Annotated in this window: 22 protein-coding genes; 9 read left to right on the top strand and 13 right to left on the bottom strand. The window is 60.4% G+C overall.

Annotation, left to right across the window (positions count from 1 at the left end; genetic code table 11):
* Positions 1–107 precede the first annotated feature (107 nt).
* On the top strand, positions 108–1,289 hold the full coding sequence (gene rssB / locus HX811_RS12385) for a two-component system response regulator RssB (protein WP_003218921.1): 1,182 nt from the start codon (positions 108–110) through the stop codon (positions 1,287–1,289).
* Positions 1,289–1,771 carry an anti-sigma factor antagonist RssC gene (rssC, locus tag HX811_RS12380; protein ID WP_003218919.1) on the top strand — a complete coding sequence of 161 codons (483 nt, stop codon included), beginning with the start codon at positions 1,289–1,291 and terminating at the stop codon, positions 1,769–1,771. The genes rssB and rssC overlap by 1 nt, the downstream gene beginning before the upstream one ends.
* Positions 1,772–1,927: 156 nt before the next feature.
* On the opposite strand, the gene tal is transcribed toward rssC, so the two are convergent.
* The 4 genes from tal to HX811_RS12360 form a co-directional block, all read right to left on the bottom strand.
* On the bottom strand, positions 1,928–2,854 hold the full coding sequence (gene tal / locus HX811_RS12375) for a transaldolase (protein WP_008437618.1): 927 nt from the start codon (positions 2,852–2,854) through the stop codon (positions 1,928–1,930).
* Positions 2,855–3,156: 302 nt separating this feature from the next.
* On the bottom strand, positions 3,157–4,143 hold the full coding sequence (gene dusA / locus HX811_RS12370; RefSeq protein WP_177046075.1) for a tRNA dihydrouridine(20/20a) synthase DusA: 987 nt from the start codon (positions 4,141–4,143) through the stop codon (positions 3,157–3,159).
* A gap of 189 nt (positions 4,144–4,332) precedes the next feature.
* The gene (locus tag HX811_RS12365) at positions 4,333–6,357 is read right to left on the bottom strand and encodes an acyltransferase family protein (protein ID WP_177046073.1); all 2,025 of its coding nucleotides are present in this window, start codon (positions 6,355–6,357) and stop codon (positions 4,333–4,335) included.
* 243 nt (positions 6,358–6,600) lie between these two features.
* A complete protein-coding gene (locus HX811_RS12360; RefSeq protein ID WP_167410166.1) occupies positions 6,601–6,738 on the bottom strand; it encodes a hypothetical protein in 138 nt (45 codons plus the stop codon).
* A gap of 226 nt (positions 6,739–6,964) precedes the next feature.
* Here HX811_RS12360 and HX811_RS12355 point away from each other — a divergent pair, with 226 nt between their 5' ends.
* A complete protein-coding gene (locus tag HX811_RS12355; protein WP_177046070.1) occupies positions 6,965–7,204 on the top strand; it encodes a hypothetical protein in 240 nt (79 codons plus the stop codon).
* A gap of 87 nt (positions 7,205–7,291) precedes the next feature.
* On the opposite strand, the gene HX811_RS12350 is transcribed toward HX811_RS12355, so the two are convergent.
* Positions 7,292–8,479 carry an MFS transporter gene (locus HX811_RS12350; RefSeq protein WP_003218910.1) on the bottom strand — a complete coding sequence of 396 codons (1,188 nt, stop codon included), beginning with the start codon at positions 8,477–8,479 and terminating at the stop codon, positions 7,292–7,294.
* 170 nt (positions 8,480–8,649) lie between these two features.
* On the opposite strand from HX811_RS12350, the gene HX811_RS12345 reads away from it, so the two are divergent.
* The 4 genes from HX811_RS12345 (at position 8,650) to HX811_RS12330 (ending at position 16,351) form a co-directional block, all read left to right on the top strand.
* Positions 8,650–11,457: an ATP-binding protein gene (locus tag HX811_RS12345; RefSeq protein ID WP_177046068.1), complete on the top strand. Its 2,808-nt coding sequence runs from the start codon at positions 8,650–8,652 to the stop codon at positions 11,455–11,457.
* Positions 11,454–12,653, top strand: a complete 1,200-nt coding sequence (locus HX811_RS12340) for an EAL domain-containing protein (RefSeq protein WP_102368407.1) — start codon at positions 11,454–11,456, stop codon at positions 12,651–12,653. The genes HX811_RS12345 and HX811_RS12340 overlap by 4 nt, the downstream gene beginning before the upstream one ends.
* 124 nt (positions 12,654–12,777) lie before the next feature.
* The gene (locus tag HX811_RS12335) at positions 12,778–15,675 is read left to right on the top strand and encodes an ATP-binding protein (protein ID WP_087693699.1); all 2,898 of its coding nucleotides are present in this window, start codon (positions 12,778–12,780) and stop codon (positions 15,673–15,675) included.
* A gap of 28 nt (positions 15,676–15,703) precedes the next feature.
* Positions 15,704–16,351 (top strand): response regulator, encoded by a 648-nt coding sequence (locus tag HX811_RS12330; protein ID WP_017477281.1) that lies wholly within the window; start codon positions 15,704–15,706, stop codon positions 16,349–16,351.
* On the opposite strand, the gene HX811_RS12325 is transcribed toward HX811_RS12330, so the two are convergent.
* The 6 genes from HX811_RS12325 to HX811_RS12300 form a co-directional block, all read right to left on the bottom strand.
* Positions 16,352–16,846, bottom strand: coding sequence for a fimbrial protein (locus HX811_RS12325; protein WP_177008106.1), 495 nt, complete (start codon positions 16,844–16,846; stop codon positions 16,352–16,354).
* Positions 16,843–17,310 carry a fimbrial protein gene (locus tag HX811_RS12320; protein WP_003218898.1) on the bottom strand — a complete coding sequence of 156 codons (468 nt, stop codon included), beginning with the start codon at positions 17,308–17,310 and terminating at the stop codon, positions 16,843–16,845. The genes HX811_RS12325 and HX811_RS12320 overlap by 4 nt, the downstream gene beginning before the upstream one ends.
* Before the next feature lie 10 nt (positions 17,311–17,320).
* Positions 17,321–18,232, bottom strand: a complete 912-nt coding sequence (locus tag HX811_RS12315) for a fimbrial protein (protein WP_236260813.1) — start codon at positions 18,230–18,232, stop codon at positions 17,321–17,323.
* Position 18,233: 1 nt separating this feature from the next.
* The gene (locus HX811_RS12310) at positions 18,234–20,810 is read right to left on the bottom strand and encodes a fimbria/pilus outer membrane usher protein (RefSeq protein ID WP_177046066.1); all 2,577 of its coding nucleotides are present in this window, start codon (positions 20,808–20,810) and stop codon (positions 18,234–18,236) included.
* A 41-nt stretch (positions 20,811–20,851) separates the two neighbouring features.
* Positions 20,852–21,547, bottom strand: coding sequence for a molecular chaperone (locus HX811_RS12305; RefSeq protein ID WP_177019508.1), 696 nt, complete (start codon positions 21,545–21,547; stop codon positions 20,852–20,854).
* A 67-nt stretch (positions 21,548–21,614) separates the two neighbouring features.
* Positions 21,615–22,193, bottom strand: coding sequence for a fimbrial protein (locus HX811_RS12300; protein WP_003218890.1), 579 nt, complete (start codon positions 22,191–22,193; stop codon positions 21,615–21,617).
* Between the two features lie 437 nt (positions 22,194–22,630).
* Between HX811_RS12300 and mqo the strand changes: the two genes are divergently transcribed.
* On the top strand, positions 22,631–24,277 hold the full coding sequence (mqo, locus tag HX811_RS12295) for a malate dehydrogenase (quinone) (RefSeq protein WP_003218888.1): 1,647 nt from the start codon (positions 22,631–22,633) through the stop codon (positions 24,275–24,277).
* Positions 24,278–24,362: 85 nt separating this feature from the next.
* On the opposite strand, the gene HX811_RS12290 is transcribed toward mqo, so the two are convergent.
* On the bottom strand, positions 24,363–25,016 hold the full coding sequence (locus tag HX811_RS12290) for an NADPH-dependent F420 reductase (protein WP_008437644.1): 654 nt from the start codon (positions 25,014–25,016) through the stop codon (positions 24,363–24,365).
* A 97-nt stretch (positions 25,017–25,113) separates the two neighbouring features.
* On the opposite strand from HX811_RS12290, the gene HX811_RS12285 reads away from it, so the two are divergent.
* The gene (locus tag HX811_RS12285) at positions 25,114–26,010 is read left to right on the top strand and encodes a LysR family transcriptional regulator (protein ID WP_173406091.1); all 897 of its coding nucleotides are present in this window, start codon (positions 25,114–25,116) and stop codon (positions 26,008–26,010) included.
* On the opposite strand, the gene HX811_RS12280 is transcribed toward HX811_RS12285, so the two are convergent.
* On the bottom strand, positions 26,007–26,855 hold the full coding sequence (locus tag HX811_RS12280) for a LysR substrate-binding domain-containing protein (protein ID WP_134325972.1): 849 nt from the start codon (positions 26,853–26,855) through the stop codon (positions 26,007–26,009). The genes HX811_RS12285 and HX811_RS12280 overlap by 4 nt on opposite strands.
* Positions 26,856–26,907 lie beyond the last annotated feature (52 nt).

Raw genomic sequence — 26,907 nt, 5'->3', positions numbered from 1 at the left:
ATAACTCGGCGTTTTGTAGGACAGAGAGGCTAGAAAGCGAATCCAGTAGTAAGCCCGGCCATTGTCGAGCTGCCTACGCCAACCTAATTCTGGCGCCGTTTGCCCACATGCAGAAAACCAGTGCCACGCTGCTGATAATCGATGACGACGAAGTAGTGCGCGCGAGTCTTGCGGCCTATTTGGAAGACAGTGGCTTCAGCGTCCTGCAGGCCAGCAACGGCCTCCAGGGTCTCCAGGTATTCGAGCGCGACAAGCCCGACCTTGTGATCTGCGACCTGCGCATGCCCCAGGTGGGCGGCCTTGAGCTGATCCGCCAGGTAACCGACATCGCCCCGCAGACGCCGGTGATTGTCGTGTCCGGTGCCGGCGTGATGAACGATGCCGTCGAGGCCTTGCGCCTTGGCGCTGCCGACTACCTGATCAAGCCCCTGGAAGACCTGGCTGTGCTGGAGCACTCGGTGCGTCGTGCCCTGGATCGTGCACGGCTGCTGCTGGAAAACCAGCGTTACCGTGAAAAGCTCGAAACCGCCAACCGCGAACTCGAAGCCAGCCTGAACCTGCTCCAGGAAGACCAGAACGCCGGTCGCCAGGTGCAGATGAACATGCTGCCGGTGAGCCCGTGGAGCATCGACGAGTTCAAGTTTGCCCACCAGATCATCCCGTCGCTGTACCTGTCGGGTGATTTCGTCGACTACTTCCGCGTTGATGAGCGGCGTGTCGCGTTCTACCTGGCCGACGTTTCCGGCCACGGCGCCTCCTCTGCATTCGTGACCGTGTTGTTGAAGTTCATGACTACACGGCTGTTGTTCGAGTCCAAGCGCAATGGCACCTTGCCGGAGTTCACCCCTTCGCAAGTGCTGGGCCACATCAACCGGGGCCTGATCAGCTGCAAGCTGGGCAAGCACGTGACGATGGTCGGCGGCGTGATTGATGAAGAAACAGGTCTTTTGACCTACAGCATTGGCGGTCACCTGCCATTGCCGGTTTTATACACTCCAGACAGTGTGCGCTACCTGGAAGGGCGTGGTTTGCCGGTTGGCTTGTTCAATGAAGCCACCTACGAAGACCACATCCTGGAATTGCCGCCGACATTCAGCCTGACGCTGATGTCCGACGGTATCCTGGACCTTTTGCCAGAGCCTACACTCAAAGAGAAAGAAGCCGCCTTGCCCCAACGGGTCAGGTCGGCGGGCGGCAGCCTGGATGGCCTGCGGCAGGTTTTTGGATTGGCCACGCTAGGGGAGATGCCGGATGATATCGCCCTATTGGTGTTGAGCAGGAATCTTTGATGAGTACCGGAAGAATCCAATTCGCCGAGCAAGACGGGACTTTTGTCCTGAAGTTTGTCGGTGAAGTGCGCCTGACCTTGTGTTCGGCGCTGGATGCGACGATTGAGCGGATCTTCACAGCCTTGAATTTCTCGGCGATCGTGATCGATCTGACCGAAACTCGCAGCATCGATAGCACCACCCTTGGGCTGTTGGCCAAGTTGTCCATTCTGTCTCGGCAGAAGGTCGGACTGCTGCCGACCGTCGTCACCACCCACGAAGACATCACCCGTCTGTTGCAGTCCATGGGCTTCGATCAAGTGTTCAACATCGTTGACCGCCCGATCCCGTGCCCGGAATGCCTGACCGACCTGCCGTCCCAGGACCAGTCCGAGGAAGTGGTACGGGTCAAGGTACTGGAAGCCCACAAGATCCTGATGGGCTTGAACGACTCCAACCGCGAGGCGTTCCACGACCTGGTGAATGCGCTGGAGCGGCACTAATTTCCAGCTGAAACACTGTCAAAGTGTGGGAGGGGGCTTGCTCCCGNNCGGGAGCAAGCCCCCTCCCACATTTTTAACTGAGTTCGGCTCGAAATCGGCTAATACAAAAAAAGGGCGGCACCCTCACAGGTGCCGCCCTTTTTGTCGCCGCCGTTTTTAGAGCTTGGCGGTCAACAGCGCTTCGAGTTTTTCCTGGTCGCGGGCGAACTGACGAATGCCCTCGGCCAGTTTCTCGGTGGCCATCGCATCTTCGTTGGATTCCCAACGGAACTGCGCTTCGGTCAAATGCACACGAGCTTCGCCCGCATGGCCTGGCGACAATTTGCGTTCCAGCTTGCCGTTGTCGGCTGCGAGTTTTTCCAGCAGGTCCGGGCTGATGGTCAGGCGGTCACAACCAGCCAGCTCTTCGATCTGGCTCAGGTTACGGAAGCTTGCACCCATTACCACGGTCTTGTAGCCATTGGCCTTGTAGTAGTTGTAGATGCGCGTCACCGACTGCACGCCCGGATCCTCGGAGCCGGTGTAGTCGTTACCGTTGGCCTTCTTGTACCAGTCGTAGATACGGCCCACGAACGGCGAAATCAGGAACACGCCGGCTTCGGCGCAAGCCACGGCCTGGGCGAAGGAGAACAGCAGCGTCAGGTTGGTCTGAATGCCTTCCTTTTCCAGCTGCTCGGCGGCGCGGATGCCTTCCCAGGTGGAAGCGATCTTGATCAGCACGCGGTCACGGCCAATGCCGGCCTTGTCGTACAGGTCGATCAGGCGATGGGCGCGCTTGAGTACCGCGTCAGTGTCGAACGACAGACGGGCATCCACCTCGGTGGAAATGCGGCCGGGCACCACTTTCAGGATTTCCTGGCCGACGGCTACCGCAAAACGGTCGCTGGCCAGGCCTACATCGCCGTTGCAGTCGGCAACAGCCTCATCCAGCAGCTTAGCATAGCCTGGGATCGACGCGGCCTTGAGCAGCAGGGAAGGGTTGGTAGTGGCGTCTTGTGGCTTGAGCTTGGCGAGGGTAGAAAAATCGCCGGTATCGGCTACTACAGTGGTGAATTGCTTGAGTTGTTCCAGCTTGGAAGTCATGGGCGTGCTCTGTCCTGTGGGTCTGATGACATTACCCGAGCGCTGACAGCCGCTCAAGGGCGCAAATGCATTCGATCGTTTGCGAGGGCAACAACCTGAAAACAGCCGTTTGAATCACCGGCCAATGCTCAATAGGAGGCCAAAACAGCCAGCAGGTTCAACCCAACTGCCCGATGACCACCCGATCAAACGGCGGGAGCAGTCTTGCCCCATCTTCCTGACATCCCCCCATCCAAATGTGGGAGCGGGCTTGCTCGCGAAGGCGTCGTGTCAGCCACCCAATAAACCCACTGACACCCAAATCACCGTCCCTCCAGCAACTCCCCAGCCTTATCCAGCAACGCCAACGGATCACTGGCCTTATGAATATCCACCGACAACAACTGCCGAAACTTCCGCGCCCCCGGGAAACCCGTCCCCAGCCCCAGCGCGTGGCGCGTGATGTGATGCATCGAGCCACCTGTCGCCAGGTGTTCGGCAATATAAGGACGCAACTGCGCCAACGCCTCGGCACGGGTGATCACAGGTGCCGTGCTGCCAAACAGCTGCTGATCAACCTCGGCCAGCAAATACGGATTGTGATAAGCCTCGCGGCCCAGCATCACGCCATCGAAGGTCTGCAGATGCTCCTGGCACTGTTCGAGGGTCTTGATGCCGCCGTTGAGGATGATCTCCAGTTCAGGGAAATCCTGCTTCAACTGGGCGGCAACGTCGTAGCGCAAGGGCGGGATGTCCCGATTTTCCTTCGGTGACAGCCCTTCCAGAATGGCGATTCGCGCATGCACGGTAAAACTGGTGCAGCCCGCGTCCTTCACCTGGCCAACGAAATCGCACAGCTCGGCGTAACTGTCCCGGCCGTTGATGCCGATGCGGTGCTTAACCGTTACCGGGATCGAGACGGCGTCCTGCATTGCCTTAACGCAATCCGCCACCAAGGCCGGGTGGGCCATCAAGATCGCGCCGATCATGTTGTTTTGCACCCGGTCGCTGGGGCAGCCGACGTTGAGGTTCACCTCGTCGTAACCGGCGTCCTGGGCCATGCGGGCGCAGGCGGCCAGGTCGGCGGGGACGCTACCGCCCAACTGCAGGGCGAGTGGATGCTCGGCCTCGTTATGGCGCAGGAAGCGTTCGTGGTCGCCGTGGAGGATTGCGCCGGTGGTGACCATCTCGGTGTAGAGGAGGGCGTTTTTGGACAGCAGGCGCAGGAAGAAGCGGCAGTGTCTGTCTGTCCAATCCATCATGGGGGCGACGGAGAAACGACTGGAAAGTGGAGCGGTTTGTAGTGACATTGGGAATCTGAGTCAACGAGGCGAATGGCGCAGTTTATCAGGGATACATCCTGGGTGTGGGGGAGGCGTGTTTCGTGACTTGTACCGCTTGGGGCGGTAATTGCCGTGTGAGGCGCGCGGCCGAGGATCTGTAACACACAGTACGCCAAGCGTAGTAGGGTCTGCCCTCCCCAATATCTCCTGGTTTGCTCAAGGATGGGCCTGGGTCTCCAGCACAGGGTGGTGCTTGAACGCTTCTGAAAACATAGGCACCAAAACATCGCCGCCATGTTCATTCAAGTGATCATCATCCACATAAATAGGTGTGCCGTCGTGGTCGCCAAAGCATCTGCCATCACTGCAAAGATAAGGCAGGGGATCCAGAATTTTCACACCACACTGTTTACTGGCGGCATCCTGTGCTTCCCATACGAAAGCATTGCGTTGCATGTACTCTTCCTGGCTGATGGAAACACGCTTTTCCCCGCCAGGGATGATCGTTCTCCGAACCATGGTTTTCGGTACGTCTATTTTCAGTTCGGGGAACGGACGAACCAGGTAGACAGGTCTGGTTTTCGCAAATTCGCAAGCGGTTGTTATTATCCCCTCTCGCATCTGGGCTAGAAACTCCGGCGTCCTTGAGGTGTATGGTTTGTCGATGTAGAAAACGGGAACGGGCACCTCGGCTTGTCTATCTGGTTCATTTGGACCGAATAGATAAATCGACATTCTGTTGACGATAATAATGGGTACGTTGGCAGGAAGTGTCTTCTGCTTTTCCATCGCCAGCGCTAAAAATTCACTGCACGTGTTGTCTGGATCAGTGATGAGTTTAAGCCCGGTGATTGTTGCGCAGCTATGCAGTTCCCAGTCAAGCACATGCAGATCTTTGCTGGGGAGTGCCCGCTCAACAGCTCTTACTATTGACGCAGCATGACTATCGCCGATAACAATGGCGCCCAACGTGTCGCCACCGTATGTGCATTGAGAGTTGATCACCTTGTTTTTAGTGGCGTTAACGAAGCACTCGGTAAGCCTGGGGTTTCTTAATGCCCCTTCTTGCAGTATTTTTTCAACGCGCTGAGCAAGTTTCCTGGTCGGCACTCCATTATTTTTTTTAATTATGTGGCTCGGGATTATGACCAGAAGTGCCGTGATTAGGATTGCCGCATAAGCGTGGGCGGTTTTTAACTTTTCGAGGTGGAGTTTTGAATTCTTTTCAATTAGTAAATAGGAGATGTGACCCAGTAAAACGGTAATTGTCAGGCCCACTAATGTAGGGATGGCTTCTTTGCGCATCTCAAGAAAAACCAGGGCTGCCACAATCGGCCAATGCCAGAGGTAAAGCGAATAGGAGCGCTCCCCCAGCCACTGGAGGATTTTTAATCGAGTGAATGGCGAGCCTTGGTTGGCGACGGCAATGATAAGCGATGTTCCGATCACCGGGATGAGCGCGTGCCAGCCAGGCCAGGTTACGCTGGGATCCATGAAGGCAATTGAGTAGATGATGAGCGCAAACCCTGCGAGCTCAAGGTATTTAGCAGGTCGTTTGCCGATAGTAATCCGTGTTGCGATCAGAAAAGCGAGTCCGCCTGCGAGCATTTCCCATGCACGCATGGGGAGCAAGTAAAAAGATGCTGATGGATAGGTCGGAGAAAAAATAATGGAGGCAGCCAGTGATGCAGCCATCACTGTGGAAAGCACCACCAAAGTGAAACTGCGTCCGGGACGTAATTTCCATATCGCCAGCAAGAGCAACGGTAGGATGATATAGAACTGCCACTCGACGGATAGCGACCAAGTGTGCAATAGCCATTTGTCGTAGGATGCTACATCGAAGTATCCCGACTCCTGCCAAAACCTGGAATTCGAGCTGAAAGTGAGCGCTGAAATGGTGTGGTAGGCCAAGGTTTTATATTCGCCCTGGACCAAAAAAAACCAACCGAATATGAGCAGCGCAGCACATAGCACTATCAGCGCGGGCAATATTCTCTTCGCACGTGCGAGATAGAATTTAAACAGTGAAAAACCGGTACGGCTTTCTAGCCCCGTCACGATGATGGATGTCATCAAGAAACCGGAGATCACAAAAAAGATGTCAACACCTACGAAGCCGCCGGCAAAGCCTGAAACTCCAAAGTGGTACAGAATAACCGCAACGACGGCCCAGGCTCTCAAACCATTGATATCAGTTCTGAAGCCGCTTGGAGTGGTGGAACGTTGGTTTTTGCTCACTATTGCCCTTCCGAAAGTGGCATGTTGTCTGGCGACTAGCCAAAAAAGGGGGATTTTACCCTGATATCCAGTGGCCGGTAGCGAGACGTTGCGCCATATTTCCAAGGCCGTGAGGCTGCTGCCGCGTGTAAGGACGAGGGGGGCCGCAGTGGATAAGGAGAAGGTTGCACTGTTTAACAGAAATGGCCGCAGGCGCTCGGTGGCCAGTGCCAGAGCTTCAGCCACCCTGGCACGGTTTTCAGCTTATTTCTTCTTTTTGTCGGGCGCCTGAGTCAGCGCCGAAGCCGCCACAGATTTCACATCCGGCGGAGTGGTGGGATCCGCCAGCAGCTTGGCTGCTTTTGAAGCGACGCTTTCACTGGTTTTTTCGTCTTTAGCCATTACTTGAGCTTCCCTCTACGTAGGCCGCAGGTTCATCTGAATTGATGCCTGGTCGGCTTTAATATGTAGGGGCTAACTGTTGATATCGCCAATCAGAATATGTGCCGGGATAATTCGTCGCCAAAACGACATCAACCTGAACCGATCCTGTCCCACGGCAAAGTTTCATAATTCTCACCGGCATTGAGGCCTACGCTCAGCCCATAAGCCCAAAGGGAACTGAAAAATGATCTCCAATTTCGTCAAAGTCGTGATGGTCGCAGGCACGTTGCTCTTGGCCGCTTGTTCGTCTTCGTCGGGTTCATCGGGCATGAGTAGCGACCTGAGCAGCGACCCTTGTTATTCAGGGGGATGCCAGGCGTTTGGCGACCACAGCCCCAGCAAAGCCGCCAAGATGAATTTTGGCGGCAACGCGCTGGGGAGTAGTTACGGGGAGTACGGTTCGGGGTTGATGCATGATGACTGACTGAGCGGGTGGGGCAGTCATTTACTCAGTGACTGACCCACCGCTTTCGCGAGCAAGCCCGCTCCCACATTGGATCGTGGGAGGGCTTTAGTGACCGCCTTTCATACGTCGGGCGATCAAATAGATGCCCAAGCCAACCAGCGCCGTAGCCGCGCCAATGTAGCCCGTGCTGGTCCACCCATACCCCGCCGTAATCGCCATCCCACCGAACCACGGCCCCAGCGCATTCGCCAGGTTGAACGCCGCGTGGTTGGACGCCGCCGCCAGGCTCGGTGCCTCATGCGCAATGTCCATCAAGCGGATTTGCAGCGGCGCGGCCATGGCGATCATGGTGCCGACCAGGCCAATACCCAGCAGTACGCCCCACAGCGAACTCGCGGCGAAGGTGAAGAAAATCAGCACGGCCATCGACCACACCATAATCCAGCCCACTGCGCGAAATTGCAGGCGATCAAACAGCTTGCCGCCGGCGATGTTGCCGATGATGCCGCCTACGCCAAACGCGGCCAGACCGAATGGGATCCACTGCGGCGAGACTTTGGTCACTTCGAGCATGGTCGGCGCCAGGTAGCTGAACACGCAAAACATCCCGGCAAAACCAATAGCGCCAATGGACAGCGCCATCCACACCTGCGGTTTGGTGAAGGCGCGCAGTTCTTTGCGCGGGTCGCTGCGGGGTTCGTCGTGGCGATCCGGTACGAATTGCCAGACCAGCGCGATGGTGCACAGGGCGATGGCACTGACCAGCGCGAACGCCGAGCGCCAGCCAAAGTGTTGACCGAGGAAGGTGGCGATGGGGTTGCCGAGCAGCATGGCCAGGGTCAGGCCCATCATCACGCGGGCGACGGCGCCAGCACGTTTGTCGTTGGGCACCATGCTGGAGGCGACCACGGCGGCGATGCCGAAGTAGGCGCCGTGGGGCAGGCCGCTGATAAAGCGGAAGGCCACCAGCGAACCGAAGGTCGGGGTAAACGCCGTGGCGAGGTTGCCCAGGGCATAAAGGCCCATCAGCAATAGCAGCATGTGTTTGCGCAGCAACTTGGCGCCGAGGATGGCCAGCAGCGGGGCGCCGACCATCACGCCCAGCGCATAGGCGCTGATGGCGTGGCCCACTTGCGGTTCGCTGAGATTGAGGTTGTGGGCGATGTCGGGCATCAGGCCCATGATGGCGAATTCGCCGGTGCCGATCGCAAAGGCGCCCACGGCCATGGCCGCTTCCATTTTGGCGGCGCTGCGCGCGGGCAGCACGTGCCCGGGTGTTTGCTGGATAGTCATGGGTAACTCTGTTTGATGAAGTGCACGAAGGACAGCCGTCGATGCTACGCAAGCAGCGACGAAGGTGTCTAGAACAGCGTGTTGCGCGAGAGTTCCATCGGCGCAAGCAGTGCGGGGCTTTGAGATCCGTCTTATTCAACTACCCTCTCGCCACGCTTACTCTTTTGGCGATGAAGCTCAAACATTTCCTGCAACCACTCGACTCTTCTTTTTCGACGCCCAAGGCCGCGCGCAAGTTGTTGCGGCTGTTTGCCCTGGCATTGGTGCTCGGCGTGTATGTGGGTGCCTACAGCTACTTGCGTGCGGCGTTGAATGAGGAAATTTCGCTACGGCGCAGTTATATGAATGAGGCGATTTCCGATGCGCAGAGTTTTTTTGTCAGCCGCCAGACGCTGCTCAAAAGCCTCGGCCTGTCGACGGTTCGTCATGTCACGCCACCCGTGGGCAACCTCAATAATGTGCCGGCCGAAGAGTTGCACATCACCTTGGGCGAGGCGGGCAATATCTGGAGCCTTTGGCTGACTAGGCGCCTGCTTGATTACCTGCAGGTCAACCAGGTCAACCTGATCTACGTCGCGCAGCGCGCCGAGCCGGTGGTGGAGCGCCTGTTTACCGTTGGGGCGGCCCCGGAGAATGTGCCGCAGCCGGTATTGCAGCGGTTGATGGCGGTGGACACCGGCAAGGTCTCGGTCAGCGATGAGTTGTGGCTGACTGAGCAGAGCCGCCTGGATTCACCGCTATACATCTTCACCCGCCTCGACGACCGTAGCCCCACGTCGGGTTGGCTCGGGCTGGAGGTGGACGGCCCGGACCTGATCAACGCCCTGCAGCATGAAAAAGCCGGGGACTTCATGTTGCTTGACGGCGCCGGGCAGCTGATTTTCAGCAGCACGCCTCATCAACCGTCGGCTGCGCAGGTGCTGCGCCAGTATCACGCCACGGCCAGCTTTGGTTGGGAAGGCAGCCGCTGGCTGCCGGATCGCTTGGCCATTCGCAAGCACCTGGGTTACTCCCAGTGGCAGATCGTCTACAGCCTGGAGCTGAGTTCACTGTTGCCCAGCCTGGCCATGCCGTTGCTGCTGTGCCTGCTGTTGTGCGCAGCGGCCAGCTTGTTGATGGTGCGGTTGGTGCGGCGCATCGATCAGCGTTTGATTATCCCGGCAGCCAATCGCATCGAAGCGCTGGTGGAGAGTGAGGCATTCAGCAGCGCGGTGATTCGTATCGCGCCAGTGGCCTTGTGCGTGCTGCGCCGCAGCGACGGCGAGGTAGTGTTGGAAAACCCCCTGTCCCGGCAATGGCTGGGCAACGGCCACGAGCGCCAGCAACTGTGTCACGGCTGGATTCGCCGCGCGTTCGATGAGTCGGAACAAAGCAGCACCGACGAGCTGCAAATGGCCGACGGTCGTCACCTGTACCTGAGTTTCGCGCCAACCCGTTACCAGCGTGAGGAGGTGCTGATCTGCGCCTTCAGCGACATCACCGAACGCAAGCAGGTGGAGTTGGCCCTGCAGCAGGCGCGCACGCTGGCGGACGCGGCGAATGAGGCCAAGACCCTGTTCCTGGCAACCATGAGCCATGAAATCCGCACGCCATTGTATGGCGTGCTGGGCACCCTGGAATTGCTTGCGCGCACCGACCTTAACAGCCAGCAGCGTGGCTACCTGAATGCCATCGAGGGCTCGTCGGCGAACTTGCTGCAAATGATCTGCGATGTGCTGGACGTGTCGAAAATCGAAGCGGGACAACTGTCCCTAGAGTTCAGCACGTTCTCACCGATCGAGTTGGTGCAGGAAGTGATCCAGGGCTACGCAGGCGCCGCCCAAAGCAAGGGCCTGCAGTTGTTCGCCTGCCTCGACCCGCAGTTGCCCGACCACGTGAGCGGGGATGTCACACGCATCCGCCAGATCCTGAATAACCTGCTGAACAACGCGCTGAAATTCACCGAAAGCGGCCGGATTGTCTTGCGTCTGCGCCTGGAAAGCCGTGAAGGCGAGCGCACGATGTTGCAGTGGCAGGTAGTCGACACCGGCAAGGGCATCGCCGAGGAGGACCAGCGGTACCTGTTCGAGCCGTTCTTCCAGGTCAGCGGCAATGCGAATGTGGTCGCCGGCAGCGGCCTGGGCTTGTCGATCTGCAAGCGCCTGATGCACTTGATGAACGGCACCTTGCGGGTGGTCAGCGAACCGGGCCTGGGCAGCAGCTTTTCCTTCACCTTGCCGCTGGAGCAAGTCAACGACGACGACCAGGCTCCCTGGGCGCAGCCGCTGCTCGGCGAGCGGGTGTATGTGGTGTCGCCGGTGCGTGAGCTGGCGGAAAGTGTTGGCGGCTGGTTGCGTCGCTGGGGCGCGCGCGCGCAACTCGGTGCGCCGGAGTCCGCCGAGGCCGACCCCGGCGCGGTATTGGTCGAGCTGTATCCCGGCCCGACCGAGCCCGACCAGTTGCTGCATTGGTCCGGGCCGCGGGTGATGGCCGCGGTCGACGAGCATGGCGCTTATCCCTGGCAGATCGGCCTGAACAACCTGCAGGCGCTCAACCGCGCGGTCAGCCGCGCCCAGGGCAGCGAAGAGTTGTTGTCGCGGAGGATCAGCGAGAAGCCCACTGAGTTCAGCCTCAACCTGCGCCTGCTGGTGGCCGAAGACAACCTGATCAACCAGTTGATCCTGCGCGACCAGTTGGAAGAGCTCGGCTGCAGCGTGGTGCTGGCCGGCGACGGCATTGAAGCGCTGTCATTGTGGGGTGATACCGCGTTCGACATGATTCTCACCGACGTCAACATGCCACGCATGAACGGCTATGAACTCACCGAACAACTGCGTCGCCTGGGTTGCTCACTGCCGATCATCGGGGCCACCGCCAACGCGATGCTCGACGAAGCCGAGCGCTGCCTGAACGCTGGCATGGATCATTGCCTGGTCAAGCCGTTCACCCTGCGCGCCCTCTACCAGTGCCTGCATCGCTATCAGAGGAGGGTGCTTTGAGCGCCTATCGCGTACTCATCGTGGAAGACCATCCTTTCCAGCATGAGTACTTGATCAACGTCTTCCAGGCCATCGGCGGGTTTGACGTCGATGTGGTCTGGGATGGCGCCACCGCGCTGCAACGCCTGGCCCGACAGCGCTACGATCTGCTGCTCAGCGACTTGATGATGCCGGGGATGGACGGTGTGCAACTGATCCAGCACTTGGCCCGCATGCACGCGCCGCCTGCGCTGGCGCTGATGAGCGTGGCGTCGCGGCGCATGCTGGTGGGCGCCGGGCAGGTGGCCGGGAACCTCGGCCTGACCGTCGCCGGGCTAATCTCCAAGCCGGTGCGCGAACGCGAGGTGCGCACCCTGCGCGATTGCCTCGACAAACTCGCCGAGCAGGCGCGCACGCCGTGTTGCCACCGGGGTGTCAGCCATGCCCGGGAGAACCTTGAGCGCGCCTTGGCCAATGGTGAAATCCAGGCGTGGTTCCAGCCGAAAAAATCCCTGCATGACGGGCGCATCGTGGGCGCCGAAGCCCTGGCACGCTGGGTGCACCCGGTGGAAGGGTTATTGATGCCCGGCGCGTTTCTTGACGACATCGAGCGCCTTGACCTGGAAACCCGCTTGCTCACCTGCATTCTCGGCCAAACCCTCATCGCCCAGGCCCAGTGGGCGCAACTCGGTTACCGGCTGCCGGTGTCGATCAACCTGCCCACGCATTTGCTCGACCAGAGCGACCTGGTCGACCGCCTGCTTGCCCAGGTGCAAAGCCGCGACGCCGAACCCCGGCAAATTACCTTCGAATTGATGGAAAGCTCCACCACACGGCTGCCCAGTAACTACTACGCTGGAGCATGTCGCTTGCGCATGATGGGCTTTGGGTTGGCGCAGGATGACTTCGGCAAGGGGTTCAGTTCCTACTTCAACCTGGTGTCGACGCCGTTCAACGAGGTCAAGATCGACCGGTCACTGGTGCATGGCTGTGCCGAGAACGAAAGCCTGGCGTCGGCCTTGCAAAGCATTGTCGAGCTGGGCCGCAAACTCGGGCTGACCACCATCGCCGAGGGCGCCGAGACCCAGGCGGAGCTGGCGATGTTGCGGCGTATCCGCTGCGATCAGGTGCAGGGTTTCCTGATCTCCCATGCCGTGGCGGCGGAAAAATTCAGCGCCCTGTTAATCGAGGATGGCCCTGCGCCAGCACTTATGTGAGTGGCCAGGGTCACACAGTCAAGAAGCCCGAAGGAAGGGTCGCCCGGTCAGCCGGGCGTTATTGGCCAATGCCGGGATCAAGCATAGGCCCCATATCCTGATTCAGGCTTCTGCGGTACTGACGATGAAACATGCAAGTCTGCGCCTGGACAAGCTGGCGCAAAGCTCTCAACGCTTGAACAAAGCCCTGTTATTGCTCACGGGGCTCGCCTTGTTGCTGTCCAGCAGTTGCTATTGGGCGGTGTCGCGGTTGCTCGACGCTGAACAGGAAAAGGTCGAGTTCCACTTCGCCCGCGTGGTGGAGATCATCCATGAGCACGAGGCGTTCCTGCGCAACGTGGCCAGTGGCTACAGCCGCAGCAACGCGCCGCCGCTGCCGGCCGTGCAGTCGACCTCGGTTGTGGAGTTGCAGCACGAAGGCGGGCAGGTGGTGTTGCAGGCCAAGGGGTTTGCGATGTCGCTACCCTTCACCTTGTCCCACGCCGAGACGTTCTCGGCGGATGACACGCGCCGGGCACTGGCGTTTGGCGTGCAACTGACTGACTACTACGGCGGCTACTGGGCCAGCTCGTTTTACGCCTCGCCGCAGCTGTTCGTGTTCACCCCCAATGCCGTCGCCAGCCTGGCCGTGCCCGGCGTGGGCGGCTTGCGCCAGCACCAGCCATTGTTGCGCGAGCAGTACCGCGACGTGGTGAGCCGCTTGCAGCAACTGCAACAGAGCCAAAGCCTCCTGCTGACCGACAGCCGCGTGCGCTGGATGCGTGCGCCGCCGCAGTTGTACCAGAACAGCCGCAGCGTGGTCGCGATGATCGGCCTCGACGCGCCTGCCGCCGTATTGCCGGCCAATCAGCCTCAGGGCCTGCTCACGCTGGCGGCGGTGGTGGACACCTCGCAGGTCGACGAAATCGAGCGAGTACTGCAACTGTCGGTCTACAACCAGTTCACCCTGATCTCGCCCCAGGGCGACGTGTTGCTCGGCAGCCTCGGCGATGAACACATGGCGCCCCTGGGCCTGAGCTTCAACAGCCAGGGTTTGCGCTTCAAGATGCTCAGCGAGGGTGGCGAGCACTGGACCGGCCTGTACGCCATCAGCTATCAGGATTTCCTGCGCTACGCCAAATGGCCGCTGCTGGGCCTTGGCCTGACGTTTCTGGCGGCCGTGCTGCTGGGCTGGTGGATCAACCATTGGTACAAGACCCGCATCGTCAGCCCGGCGCAACGCGCGCAGGAGCGTCTGTTCGAGAGCGAGGCATTCAACCGCATCATGCTGCACAACGCCCCGGTGGGATTGTGCGTAGTGCGCCGCAGCGATCACCAGTTACTCCTGGAAAACCAGCGCGCGCTGCAATTGCAGGGCACCGCACCGCTGCTCGACGTGCTCAAGGCCAACGATGGCCCGGATACCCCCGGCGAGATGTGCCTGGCGGTGGAGGGGCGGTACTTGCAGGTCGTGGTGGTGGCGGCGCGGTACGAAGGTGAGGACGTGTTCCTCTGCGGCTGCAACGACATCACCCGACACGTGGACGAGGCCCAGTTGCTGACCCAGGCGCGCCAGGAAGCCACCGAAGCCAACGAGGCCAAAACCGTGTTCCTGGCAACCATGAGCCATGAAATCCGCACCCCGCTGTACGGCGTGCTCGGCAACCTGGAACTGATGGCCCTGACCGACATGAGCGAGCGCCAGCGCCACTACCTGGAAATTATCCAGGGTTCGTCCACTGTGCTGTTCCAGTTGATCAGCAACGTACTGGATGTATCGAAAATCGAATCCGGGCAAATGGCCGTGGAAGCGGCGCCGTTCAGCCCGGGCCAGTTGGTGGCGGAATCGGTGTTGGCGTTCAGCGCGACCGCGCGCAATAAAGGCTTGCAGATCGATGCCGAGATCGACCCGCTGCTACCGCCGCAACTGCTTGGCGATGCTGGCCGCATCCGGCAGGTCCTGCATAACCTGCTGGGCAACGCGATCAAGTTCACCGACTCCGGGCGCGTGCGTTTGCGCCTGATGGTGCAGCAACTACTTGACGATAAAGTGACCCTGCAATGGCAGGTCACTGACACCGGCGTGGGCATTCCGGAAAAGGCGCTGGACCAGTTGTTCAAGCCGTTTTATCAGGTAGCGGGCGACCAGGACGGCAATGGCGCCGGCCTGGGCCTGTCTATCTGCTCGCGCTTGAGTGAGTTGATGGGCGGCAGCATGCGCGTGGTCAGCGAGCCAGGGTTGGGCAGCAGTTTTTCGCTGTTCATCACCTTGCCGGTGCTTCAGGAAACCCTGCCCTCTGCGGAACAACCGCCGATGCCGCCGTGCCTGGACGCACCGTGCCTGAACGTGCGCGTGCTGGTCGCCGAAGACAACCCGGTCAGCCAGGCCGTGCTGCAAGAACAGCTCGAGGCCCTTGGCGCCCACCCCACCGTAGCGCGTGACGGCGAGCATGCGCTGCAAATCTGGGGTTCGCAGCCGTTCGACCTGGTGATCACCGACATCAATATGCCGCGCCTCAACGGCTACGACCTGGCCCGCGCGTTGCGTGAACAAGGCGTCCAGGTGCCGATCATCGGCGTCACCGCCAATGCCCTGCGCGAGGAGGGCGAGCGTTGCCTGGCGGTGGGCATGAACGCGTGGGTGGTCAAACCGCTGAGCCTGAGCATGCTGCGCCAGGCGTTAATGGCGCACTGCCGGCGGGCCACGGCCTTGCCGGTGGTGCAGGTGGACCGGGACCGCGAAGGCTGGATCGAGCTTTCCCCGGCCATGCGCCAACTGATGGCCGACACGTTGCTGGTGGATGTGCAGCAGATCGAACAAGGCCTGACGGCCGGCGATGCCACCCTCGTACGTGAGCGTTTGCACAGCCTCAACGGCGCGCTGGCCAGTGTGCGTGCCGGGGAACTGTCCAGCGCTTGTCAGGCATGGGAGAACACCCTGTACGACGCACCGCTGGATACATACGCCACCACGCAGATTCGAGGCGTGTGCGCACGGCTTACAGCGGTTGCGCAGTGCTTGCTGGCAGAGTCGCAAACTTGATGAAAGCCCATTACAAGGAAGATAAAGAATGCGAGAAATGAACGTTGTGATCGCCGATGACCACCCGATCGTACTGGTGGGCGTGCGCGAAATTGTGCAGCGTGATTCACGCTACAGCCTGGTGGGCGAGGCGGTCAGTTCCAGTCAACTGATCGAGCAGTTGCGCAAGCACCGGCCGCAAGTCCTGATCACCGATTTCAACATGCCGGGTGACGACACCTATGGCGATGGGTTGAAGCTGATCGAGTACATCCTGCGTCACTTTCCCGCGACCCAGGTGCTGGTGCTGACCATGATTTCCAACAGCCTGATTCTCACCCGCTTGCAGGAATTGGGTGTGGCCGGGGTGATCCAGAAGAACCACCTGCACGGCGAGATCGAAAAGGCCCTCGGCGCGATCAGTGCCCAGCGCAGTTACCGCGCACCGGAGCCCGCCGCGACTTCGGTCTTGGCCAATGTGACCCAGGTGCAGGCGCGCTTCCAGAGCCTGTCGCCACGGGAGATGGAAGTGCTGCGTTTATTCGTGACGGGCATGAGCGTGAGCGATATCGCGCGGCAGTTGAGCCGCAGCAACAAGACCGTCAGCGCGCAGAAGATTTCGGCCATGCGCAAGCTGGAGGTGGACAGTGACCAGGCGCTGCTGACCTATTGCATCGAAGCCCGGCAGTTTCAGTAATCAGCGGTACGTCATCTGCATCAACAGGGTGGCTTTGTAGCTACCCGCCTCGGGCAGCTCGCCCAGGGACACGGGCTTGACGCGCAGGGTCAGCGCCAACGGTTCGTCTTCTACCGGCCAGGTGCCGGTTTGGCCCAGGCCGATCCCCGGCTTGTCGGTCTTGTCACGCAATTGCACCTGCAACCCCAGGGATGGGAGATTGGTGAGCAGCACCGGGCTGACGGTGAGGGCCCGGGCCATGCCCGCCGACAAACTCAGCTCGACCTGAGCGCCCGCCTGACAGTCGAAGACCAGCGGCACATCGATGGCGACGGTGCTGCCGTCGGCCAACTGGTTGAGGTTGACCTTGCCCAGGTCCACCTGTTGCGTACTCGGAAACCTTGCGGTGCACGGCGGTGCGGTCAGCTTGCCGCTGACGTCGATCTGCGCTTCTTCCGCCGCTTGCGCAAGGGCGGTGCTGGCTACGGCCAGCAGCATCCAGGCGAGCGCTTTCATAGGTAATTGAGGGTCATGACCATCGACGAGGTGAACGCGCCCGGCGCCAGCGTGCCGCGTTCGACCAGTTGCGCCTTGAGGCTGATATCCACGTCGCCGCTGAGGTTGGTGTATTTCTTGACGGTGCCATTGAGGTTTGCCGCCGTGTTGTCCGCCCACAGCAACGACACACCGAGGTTATCCGCCGTGGTCTTGGCCACGGTGGAGGTGTAGGTGCCGTTATTGGACGTGAAGCTGACATTTAGCGAAGAACCCGACGAGCACTTCAAGCGCACCGGCACTTCCACAGTGCCGGTGGTCGCCACCTGGTCAGTACGCACGTCGCCAAATGCGGCGGTCAGGGTTGTGCCGGTACTCAATACGCACGGTGGGCGGGTGAGGGTGCCGCTGACGGTGATATTCACCACGTCGGCAGCGTGAGCGGTGCTGCTGAGCAGCATCAGGGCGAGCAGTGGAGTTTTCATGGCAAGGCCCTCATTGATAGTCGATGTTCAGCGTGTATTGGCTCTGAAACGCACCCGTCGGTGATTGCCCGGCCGCCAGTTGTGGCTTGAAGCTCAGGTTTACGTCATTGCTGCCCACGCGTAACTGCATAAAGCGCGGGGTAGTGAAGTTCACCGGGTTCAGGGTGTCGGTCCACAGCGCCTGCATGTTCAAACCTGCCAGCGAGGTGCGCGTCACACCGGTAGTAGGGCTGACTACCGTCTGGTTTGGAAGCAAGTAGACGTTGGCTCGCATCTGCGCCGAGCATTTAATTGACACTGTGGTCGACTGCATCTGGTTATTGAGGTCGCTGTTGCTGATAGAGCCGAAGCGCAGGTTGACGCTGCCGGGTGAACTCAGGCTGCAGGCAGGCGGGACTACGGTGTATGAAAACCCGGTGTTAAGAAACCACTCGCCATAACCCAGCCAGTTTTCCGAGGTAACGCCCAGCAACACCCCTATCCAACGTGTGCCTGCAGTTTGGGGTGCTGTGCCCACCAGAATGTAGCGGTAAGGCACCACAGTATTAAGGGGTAGAGGCCGGCAGTAGCCGCCCAGGCAATTGCGGCTGTATTGGCCGATATTCAGATCGTATAAATAGATGTTGTTATACGGGTCGGACCATCTCAACGGGGCTTGATTCGGGCCGCTCATGTAGTTGATTCGCGTATTTAAACCGGCTGAATAGGGGAATGCGCGGCGAACGGTGCACGTGCCCTCGAAGACGATCCTGATCGCCTGGCCCGGTGTAAACGTGTAGCCGCCGCTCGGAACGCCTGGCACTGTGCAGTTGAGATTCCCTTCGACCAACGCTTGCGCCTGTTGTGAAAGGCAGCTCAATACTGCGCACAACAGCGCAAGCATCAGCCGTCCACGCACCTTATGTGTTGCTTTAACGATCATGTCAGGAATCCTTGGCACCCGACCCACCGGCCGCGCGCTCACATTGAATATTCATTTGGGTGATGCCGCCGTCGGCAGGCGCTGTTTCGTCCAGCTTCAATTCACGGCTGCACCACGGCTGGCCGTCGACGCTGACCAACAACCGCGCCTCGGGCGGCACGCCGGTCAGGAACGCGCGGCCTTTGTCGGCCACCAGGGTGTTGCCGAGGGCGCGGCCATCCGGGGCAAACAATTCGGCGCGGGCGGCAAACGGCGCTGCTTCGCCAAGGGTGTCGCTGATGCGAAACAGGATGCGTTGGCCGCGCCGGGTGTCGAAGTCGGCCAGTACAAACGCGCCGCGGTTTGGCGTGACTTCCTGCACCGGCTCGGCGATGTCGACGTCAGACGGCATCGACTGGGTGTCCAGCGACACGCGGTTTTTGCGATAGGGCAGGGCCTGCGGCACCACGGTGTAGCCATTGCTGTTGGTGCGCACACCGCGCTTGTTGCTGATGCCCACGTCGGCGGCGCCCGGTGTGGCGACGATCACATTGGTTTCGCCCAATGGCTGGCTGAACATCAGGTTGCTGCCATACGCCACCACCGAACCTTCGACGCCCATGTCCAGTTGGCGGCTGCCGGTGGTCTCGTTATAGGCACCGCGCACAATCGCGTTGGGCGCGTCGTATTGAGCGGCGAAGGTGCCGCCGGTCTGGCGTTGCGCGCCGCTGACTTGCTGCGACACACCCGCGCTGTAGGCCAGCGTATCGTCCTCGAACGCGTTGCCGCTCAGGGTCGCGGTGCGTGATGCCGCGCCCCGCGCACTCTGGTTCATGTTGGCCGTAACGCGCTGGCTGCGCGTGCCGCCCAGGGGCATGCTGATGCTCAGGGACAGGCTGCGGTCGTCGCTGTTGGCGCCTTTGTTCAGGCCCAGCCCAAGGGAGTAGGAAATGTCCCCGACGCTCGCGCTGTATCCCAATTGGATCGAGGTGTCGGCCTTGCTCTTGTCCCAGTAGGCGGTTTTCGACACGTTGGCATAGACCCCGCCGTAGCCGCCCAATTGCTGCGACACGTTGGCGGTGAAGTTGCTTTTCATGTGGCCGCTGCGGTACGTGTCCAGGGTTTGCTCGGTGCTGCGGCTGTTCAGCGCTTCGTTGAACGAGTAGTAGCCGCCGGTGGAGTAGCGGTAGCCGATCAGGCTGAAGTTGGTGTCGGTGGCCGCCAGGGACTTGGAATAGCGAAAGCGAAACGACTGGCCGCTGGACGTGGTTTTCTCCCGGCCCACGGCGTCGCTGCGGGCGTGGGTCACGTCCACCGAGATCGCGCCAAAGCCGGCAAAGTCGTGGGCAAAACCCAGCAGGCCGGCGTTGTATTGATTACTCAGCAGGCTGCCGCCAAACAGCGTGGTGCTGCCGCTCAAACCGCGTCGTAGGGAGGCCTGGATAAATGTTGGGGTTTGCTGCACAAAGGACGATTGCGCCGGGCGGTATTGGCCGGCGAATACCGAATAGCTTTGCTGGCCTTCGCGCAGCATGTAGGGCACCGACGAGAACGACTGGGTGTAGACCTGGCGCTGGCCGTCCGGGCCTTCCACGGTGACTTCGATGTCGCCATTGCTGGCGGTGGGGTACAGGTCGGTCAAGGCGAACGGCCCCGACGGCACCCATTGCTCATGGATCACATAGCCGCGCTGGCGGATGATCACCCGCGAGCGGCCATTGGCAATGCCGCGAATCACCGGGGCGAATTCGCGGGCCTGGTCGGGCAGCATGTCCAGATCAGAGGCGATGCCCAGCCCGCGATAGGGGATCGCGTCAAACAGGTCGCCTTCGGTGGTGGAATCGCCCAGGGTGGCGATCGCCATCATATTGCCCATGTCGCGCTGGGCGTAGGTTTCCAGCGACTCCCAGCGCCCGGGCGTGGTGCTGCCTTTTTGCCAGGTCGAAAAATTGCGCAGGCGCCAGGCCCCGGCATTCACGCCGCTCCTCAGGCTGCCGAACTGGTCCTGGCGGCGGCCGGTATCGGACTCCACGGTGCTGCCGGTGAAGCTGTAGTTGGTGAAGGCCACCTGTTCGCCGTTACTCCATTGCCGACGGCGCACTTCAAAAGGGATGCTGCCCAGGTAGGCCTGTGGGATTTCAATCGACAGGATCTGGCGGTTGAAGTCGTAGTCGTAGCTCACGCCGGCCAGGCCCTGATCGAACGCAATGCAGGTGGGGTCGGCGTCGGTGCGGTTTTGCAGGGCCGTGTCGGCCACGCCCTGGGCGCGGAAGAACTCGACATCCAGGCAGGGGAACAGGCCGGTGCTCGAGCGTTCCTGGGTGCCGGTGGCGCGGATGAAACGCACATCACGCTGTTCGATCGAGCGCTGGTTGAGCTGGATATCCACCCGGTAAATCCCCGGCAACTGGCCGTCGCTCATGGCGCTGACCTGTTGTTTCACAGCGGCCGAACTCTGCCCGCCGCCGATTTCGAGAAACGACGCATCGAACTCGTAGCCGGCGTGTGCGGGGGCCAGGTGCAAGGCGGCGGCGGCCACGAGCGGGCAGCCGAAAGCCTTCACGGCGCAACGGCGCATGACTGGGAATGAACGGAGCATGGTCGTTCCTGAAAAGGCGTTCCGGGGTTGTCGCGTGGGTATCAGTGAATGCGGATGACGGGGGCGGTCACGATGCTGCCGTAGTCATCGATGTAGCTCAGTTGCACTTCATCGCCGGCCTTTGCCTGGATCGGCAGCTCACGCGCTTCGCCTGGGCGCAGCACATCCGGCGCCTGGGTGATCGGCAGGCCGTTGAGCTTCAGTTCGCTGACCACCACGTGCAGCTTGGAGGCGTTATTGACGGCCAATGCACCCGCTTGGGCCTTCCAGTTCACTTGCGCCACCGCGTCCTTGAGCGAACCTTTGAGGCCGGCCGGGCGGTAGAACAGTTTGATCGTGGTCTTGAGCGCGATCTGCAGCACGTTCTTGCCTTTTTGATCGTCGCTCATGGCCGGGATTGCCTTGACGTTCATCAGGAACAGGCTTTCGCGGTCCTGGGGCACTTCTGGGCCACCGGTAAAAATGATGCGCAGGATGTTTTCCTTGTCGGCATCCAGCCGGAACAGCGGCGGCGTGACGATAAAGTTATCGACGCTTTCCTCGTTGCCACTGCCGAAGTGGCTGACCCAGGACTGCACGAGGTAAGGCGAGGTGTCGTCGCGGTTGCTGACGCTCAGGTTGGCTTCGTTGGAAGCGCCGTCGTAGATCAGTCGCGTGGCGCCGACGGTGACGGCGGCGTTGGCGGCGCTGTGCCAGAACGGCAGCAGGGCGAGCAGAAGATAGACTTTCAAACGCATGACAGGGGGACCTCCGGAAGCCCGCGGGCCGGCGCGCGAACGCCTGGCCCACGGTGTTGACGAGCAATTACTTGTAGGTAACGTCGAAGCTGGCCAGCGCGTGCACCTGACCGGTGCTGATGCCGGAGGTGGTCACCGCGTCGTCGCCTTCACCGGTGGTGGTGTCGGCGACGGTGCGCACGTAGGCAGCGGTAAAGTCGAAGGTATTGGACTGTGCACGCAGGTCGTAATCGGCGGTCGGCGTGTTCAGTGGCAGTTTGTTGCCGTTACGGGAGTCGGTGATCTGGATCGCGATGCCGCGCACCTGGTTTTCACCGGTCAGGCCCAGTAATGTCGGGTCGCTGGCGTCTTGCTGGCCGCTGAAGGTGATCGCGACGTTTTTACGGGTCGCGGTGCTGCAGTTGTCCAGGCTGATGGAAAACGGCTTAGCTTTATCGGTGAGCACCGAACCCACGGTGGGCGCGAAGTCAGCGATGCGCACCGGGTCCAGAGTCACCGACTTGTTCACGTCGCCGGTGGTGATGGTGCAGGCGTTATCGGTGACGGAACCGGTGAATTCGATCTGCCCGTCCGCCGCCTGAGCGGTGCCGGCCAGCAACCAGCAAGCGCCGCAGGCGAGGGTGAGTTGGCTCAGTTTGTTCAGCATTGCAGTGCCTCTTTTAAGAGAAGGAAGGTTGTCTGCCTACCCGTCAGGTAAGCCAATCCATAGTGCAATGCTGTGTTTTAGAGGCACATGAGACGGATCTTAAAAACTGGCGAACTGATGGCCGCCCGACCGCTGAGTCCATATAAGGCGCCGAGCGTGATATTCTGCGCGCCATCTTGGTCTAGCCTCTATCGAGTACGTACACCCGTATACGTCCCGGTGGTTAGCTGGCGCCCAGGTAGCTGAAGCCAATAATGATAAGAAGTCAGCGCAGAAGGGACATAAAAGTGAGGTCGATACGTCGGCCTTGTGTGCCCACCCTGCGGTCCCCGAATGAATGTGCACACCCCGCGGTGCGTTGCCTGGCGCAGCGTGATTGAGGGTTGCCCATGATCAGGGGCAGTGGGGCGGATGGCGTTTTATCATAGGTGCTACTGATGTTTAAAAAAGTAAACACTGCCCTGCTGGGGCTGGCTTTGTCGATGGGGATCACTTCCGTTCACGCGGAAGAGGCAAAGAAAGTCGATGTGCTGCTGATCGGCGGCGGCATCATGAGTGCAACCCTGGGTGTGTGGCTCAATGAGCTGCAACCGGATTGGTCGATGGAGATGGTCGAGCGCCTCGATGGCGTGGCCGAAGAAAGCTCCAACGGCTGGAACAACGCCGGTACCGGTCACTCGGCTTTGGCTGAGCTGAACTACACCCCGGAAGACAAGAACGGCAACGTTGAGATCCCGAAAGCGGTCGAGATCAACGAAGCGTTCCAGATCTCCCGTCAGTTCTGGTCCTGGCAGGTTCAGCAGGGCGTCCTGAAGAACCCGCGTTCGTTCATCAACTCCACTCCGCACATGAGCTTCGTGTGGGGCGATGACAACATCAAGTTCCTGAAGAAGCGTTACGAAGCGCTGCAGGCGAGCCCGCTGTTCGCCGGCATGCAGTACTCCGAGGACCCGGCGCAAATCGCCAAATGGGTTCCGCTGATGATGGAAGGGCGTGACCCGAACCAGAAAATCGCGGCCACCTGGACCCCGATCGGTACGGACGTGAACTTCGGCGAGATCACGCGCCAGTTCGTCGCTCACCTGCAAACTACGCCGAAGTTCGACCTGAAACTGTCGAGCGAAGTGCAGGACATCACCAAGAACGCCGATGGCACCTGGCGTGTCAGCTACAAGAACCTGAAAGACGGCACCAAGACTGAAACCGACGCCAAGTTCGTGTTCATCGGCGCGGGCGGCGGTGCACTGCACCTGCTGCAGAAGTCGGGCATTCCTGAAGCCAAGGAATACGCGGGCTTCCCTGTTGGTGGTTCGTTCCTGGTCACCGATAACCCAACGATTGCCGAGCAGCACCTGGCCAAGGCCTACGGTAAAGCTTCCGTTGGCGCACCGCCGATGTCGGTTCCGCACCTGGACACCCGCGTGCTGGATGGCAAGCGCGTGATTCTGTTTGGCCCATTCGCTACCTTCTCGACCAAGTTCCTGAAAGAAGGCTCGTACCTGGACCTGCTGACCAGCACCACCACCCACAACATCTGGCCAATGACCAAAGTCGGTATCCGCGAATACCCACTGGTCGAGTACCTCGCCGGCCAACTGATGCTGTCGGATGACGACCGCTTCAAGGCGCTGCAAGAGTACTTCCCGAACGCCAAGAAAGAAGACTGGCGCCTGTGGCAGGCCGGTCAGCGTGTGCAGATCATCAAGCGTGACGAAGAGCAGGGCGGCGTCCTGAAACTCGGTACCGAAGTGGTCAGCTCCGCCGACAACACCATCGCAGGCCTGTTGGGTGCATCGCCAGGCGCGTCCACCGCGGCTCCGATCATGCTGACCGTGCTGCAGAAAGTGTTCAAGGAACAGGTTGCTTCCCCGGCCTGGCAGGAAAAGCTGCACCAGATCGTGCCTAGCTACGGCACCAAGCTGAACGACAGCCCTGAAGCTGTGGCTAAAGAATGGGCCTACACCGCCAACATTCTGCAGCTGACGCCTCCACCTGCGATTCCGCAGCTGACTGCTCCGAAAGCCACCGAGGCTGCAAAGCCTGCGGCTGAGCCGAGCAAGCCAGCTTCTGACCTCGCGCTGTAAGACGTTGGTGAGGTCCTGATTCAGGGCCTGCGCAACGTAAAAAGCCCGCTGAACCGGTGACGGTCAGCGGGCTTTTTTGCAGGTGTCACCAATGAGCGGGTACTTCGACCTGCCGCTCTGCAGCTGCCAACGCTGCCTTCAGTCCCTCTTTATCCAGAGGTATGCAGTAGGCCGGCTTGGCGCGTTCAAACCGCCAGCTCTCATCCAGCCCACCGGCATCTACTGCGTCGAAGCCGATCTCGTCCAGCAGGGCGATGACTTGCGCCTTGGCTGCCGGGTCATCCGCCGCGACCGGGAGCGCGCGCCGGTCGGGTGCGCCGCGGCTGCGAGCATCCTGGGTCAGGTCCGGCGCCAGGATAGCGTTGAACACTTTCACCACATTTGATTGCGACAGGTGCTCGGCCACCAACCGACTGGTGGTGGTTTCAAAGCGGTCGAGCACGGGAATATGGCCGTCGCGGTTCGGGTAGTAGTTGTTGGCATCCATCACGGTTTTGCCTTCCAGCCACTGCGCCGGCACGCTGCGGTAATGTTCGAACGGAATCGCCAGCAGGACCAGTTCGCCAAATTGCGCGGCGTCTTGCGCAGTACCCACTTGAACCCCACGAATGCCACTCAGCACGCTGCTCATCGACTGCGGGCCGCGGGAGTTGCTCAACATCACTTCATGGCCGGCCGCCAACGCCAACTGCGCAACGGCGCGTCCGATAAAGCCTGCTCCGATAATGCCAATTTTCATGTCGGTGCTCCTGAGTTGAGAGAGACGTTATGATGATTGGCTACTGGATGAGGATAAATGGCCGTTCTGGTCTTGGTGTTGTTACTGGGAGTGGTGAATGATGGACCGCCTTTCAAGCATGAGTGCCTTTGTGATGGCTGCCGAGCTGGGGTCCTACGCCCGTGCTGCCGAACGCCTGGGAATGTCGCCGCAGATGGTAGCCAAGCATGTGGCGGCGCTGGAGCGGCGGCTGGGCGCACGCCTGCTCAACCGCACCACACGCCGGCAAAGCCTGACGGAGTTGGGAAGCGCGTACTACGAGCGCTGCAAACATATCCTGACAGAGGCAGAGGCCGCAGACTCCCTCGCCCAGATCATGAATGACACACCACGGGGCAAGCTCAAGATCAGCGCCCCGGTGACTTTTGGCTCCTACAGCCTGATGCCACTGGTGACCGAATTTTTACGCGACAACCCCGAGGTGGAAATCGACCTGCACCTGACCGACCGGTTTGTCGACCTGGTGGAGGAGGGCTACGAAGTGGCGTTCCGTATCGGCCCGCTGGCGAACAGCAGCCTCACGGCCCGGCCGCTGCAGCCCTACCGCCTGGTGGTCTGTGCGGCACCCAAATACCTGGCCGAGCGCGGCACGCCGCTGACGCCCGCTGACCTTGAACACCACGAGTGCCTGGGATACGCCTACTGGTCACGTCCGGCTGATCGCGAATGGTCGTTCTACCAAGGCGCCGTCCTGCACAAGGCCCAGGTCGCCAGCCGCCTGCACGTGAATGAAAGCCGGGCCTTGATGTCGGCCGCGCGGGATGGTTTCGGGGTTGTGCTGGGGCCTGAGGATTTCTTACGCTCGGCGCTCAAGAGCGGTGAGTTGGTGCGAGTGCTGCCGGACTATGAGGCGCCAAGTCGGCAGATGCATTTGCTCTACACCGCGAATCGCCAGCGCACCGCCAAGCTGCGGCGATTTGTCGATGCGGTGCTGTTGCGTTTCGGACCACCCTAGACGCTGAAGCCGGCCTTGACCTGCTCATACAGATGCAGTGCCAACAGGTTGCTGCTGTCGCCAAGCAGGTACAGGTGATGCAGCGGCAGCGGCGGCAGTTCAGCTCCAGCAATCTGGCGCGTCAATCCCTTACCCATGCGGCTTTCTTCCACCAACCCCACCGCCATGCCACTGCGGATACACGCTTCAACAGCGGGCGAACTCGCGCTTTCCAGCAGCACCCGATAGTAAGTGCCGTGCTCCTTCAGCGCTCGAATCGCTGCAGCGCGATAAGGGCAACCTGTCAGTTGCACGGCAATCGGCAGTGGCGCCTGCGGTGGGCAGCTGAAGTGTTCGGCGGCCACCCACAGCGGCTGGATTTCTCCCAGGCGCTCGCCTTGTTCCAACGGCTGGGCGCTGACAATCAGGGCCAGGTCCAACTGCCTGCTGGCGAACAGCGTGAGCAGTTCGCCACTGGAGCGCGCTTCTACCTCCAGTTCCAGCAGTGGGTTGTCGGCGACCAGGCGGGGCAGGAACTCCTGCATGAAGTCTGGCGCGTAAGAATCAGGCAAACCCAGGCGAATCTTGCCCTGCATGCGTTGCGGCGTGAGGGAGGCCAGCAAGCGGTCGTGGCTCTTGAGGAATTCGGTGGTTTCGCCCAGGAGTTTCTTGCCGTACATCGTCAGTTCAACCCCCTGGTTGCTGCGGCTGAACAGGCGTTGGCCGACCTGGTCTTCGAGCTTCTGGATCTGCGTGGTCACCGTCGAGGCACTGCGATGCACATGATTGGCCGCTTCGTTGAATCGCTGGAAGCGGGCCACCGCGTGGAAAGTGCGCAACAGGTCAATATTCAGTTGTTTGCTCATGATTCCACTTTTAAGGATTAGTGGTACAGATTATTCAAATATACAGAATCAT

This window comes from Pseudomonas sp. F8002 (assembly GCF_013385495.1).
In the GTDB taxonomy this organism is placed as follows: Bacteria; Pseudomonadota; Gammaproteobacteria; order Pseudomonadales; family Pseudomonadaceae; genus Aquipseudomonas.
This window is presented reverse-complemented; position numbering and strand designations above follow the sequence as displayed.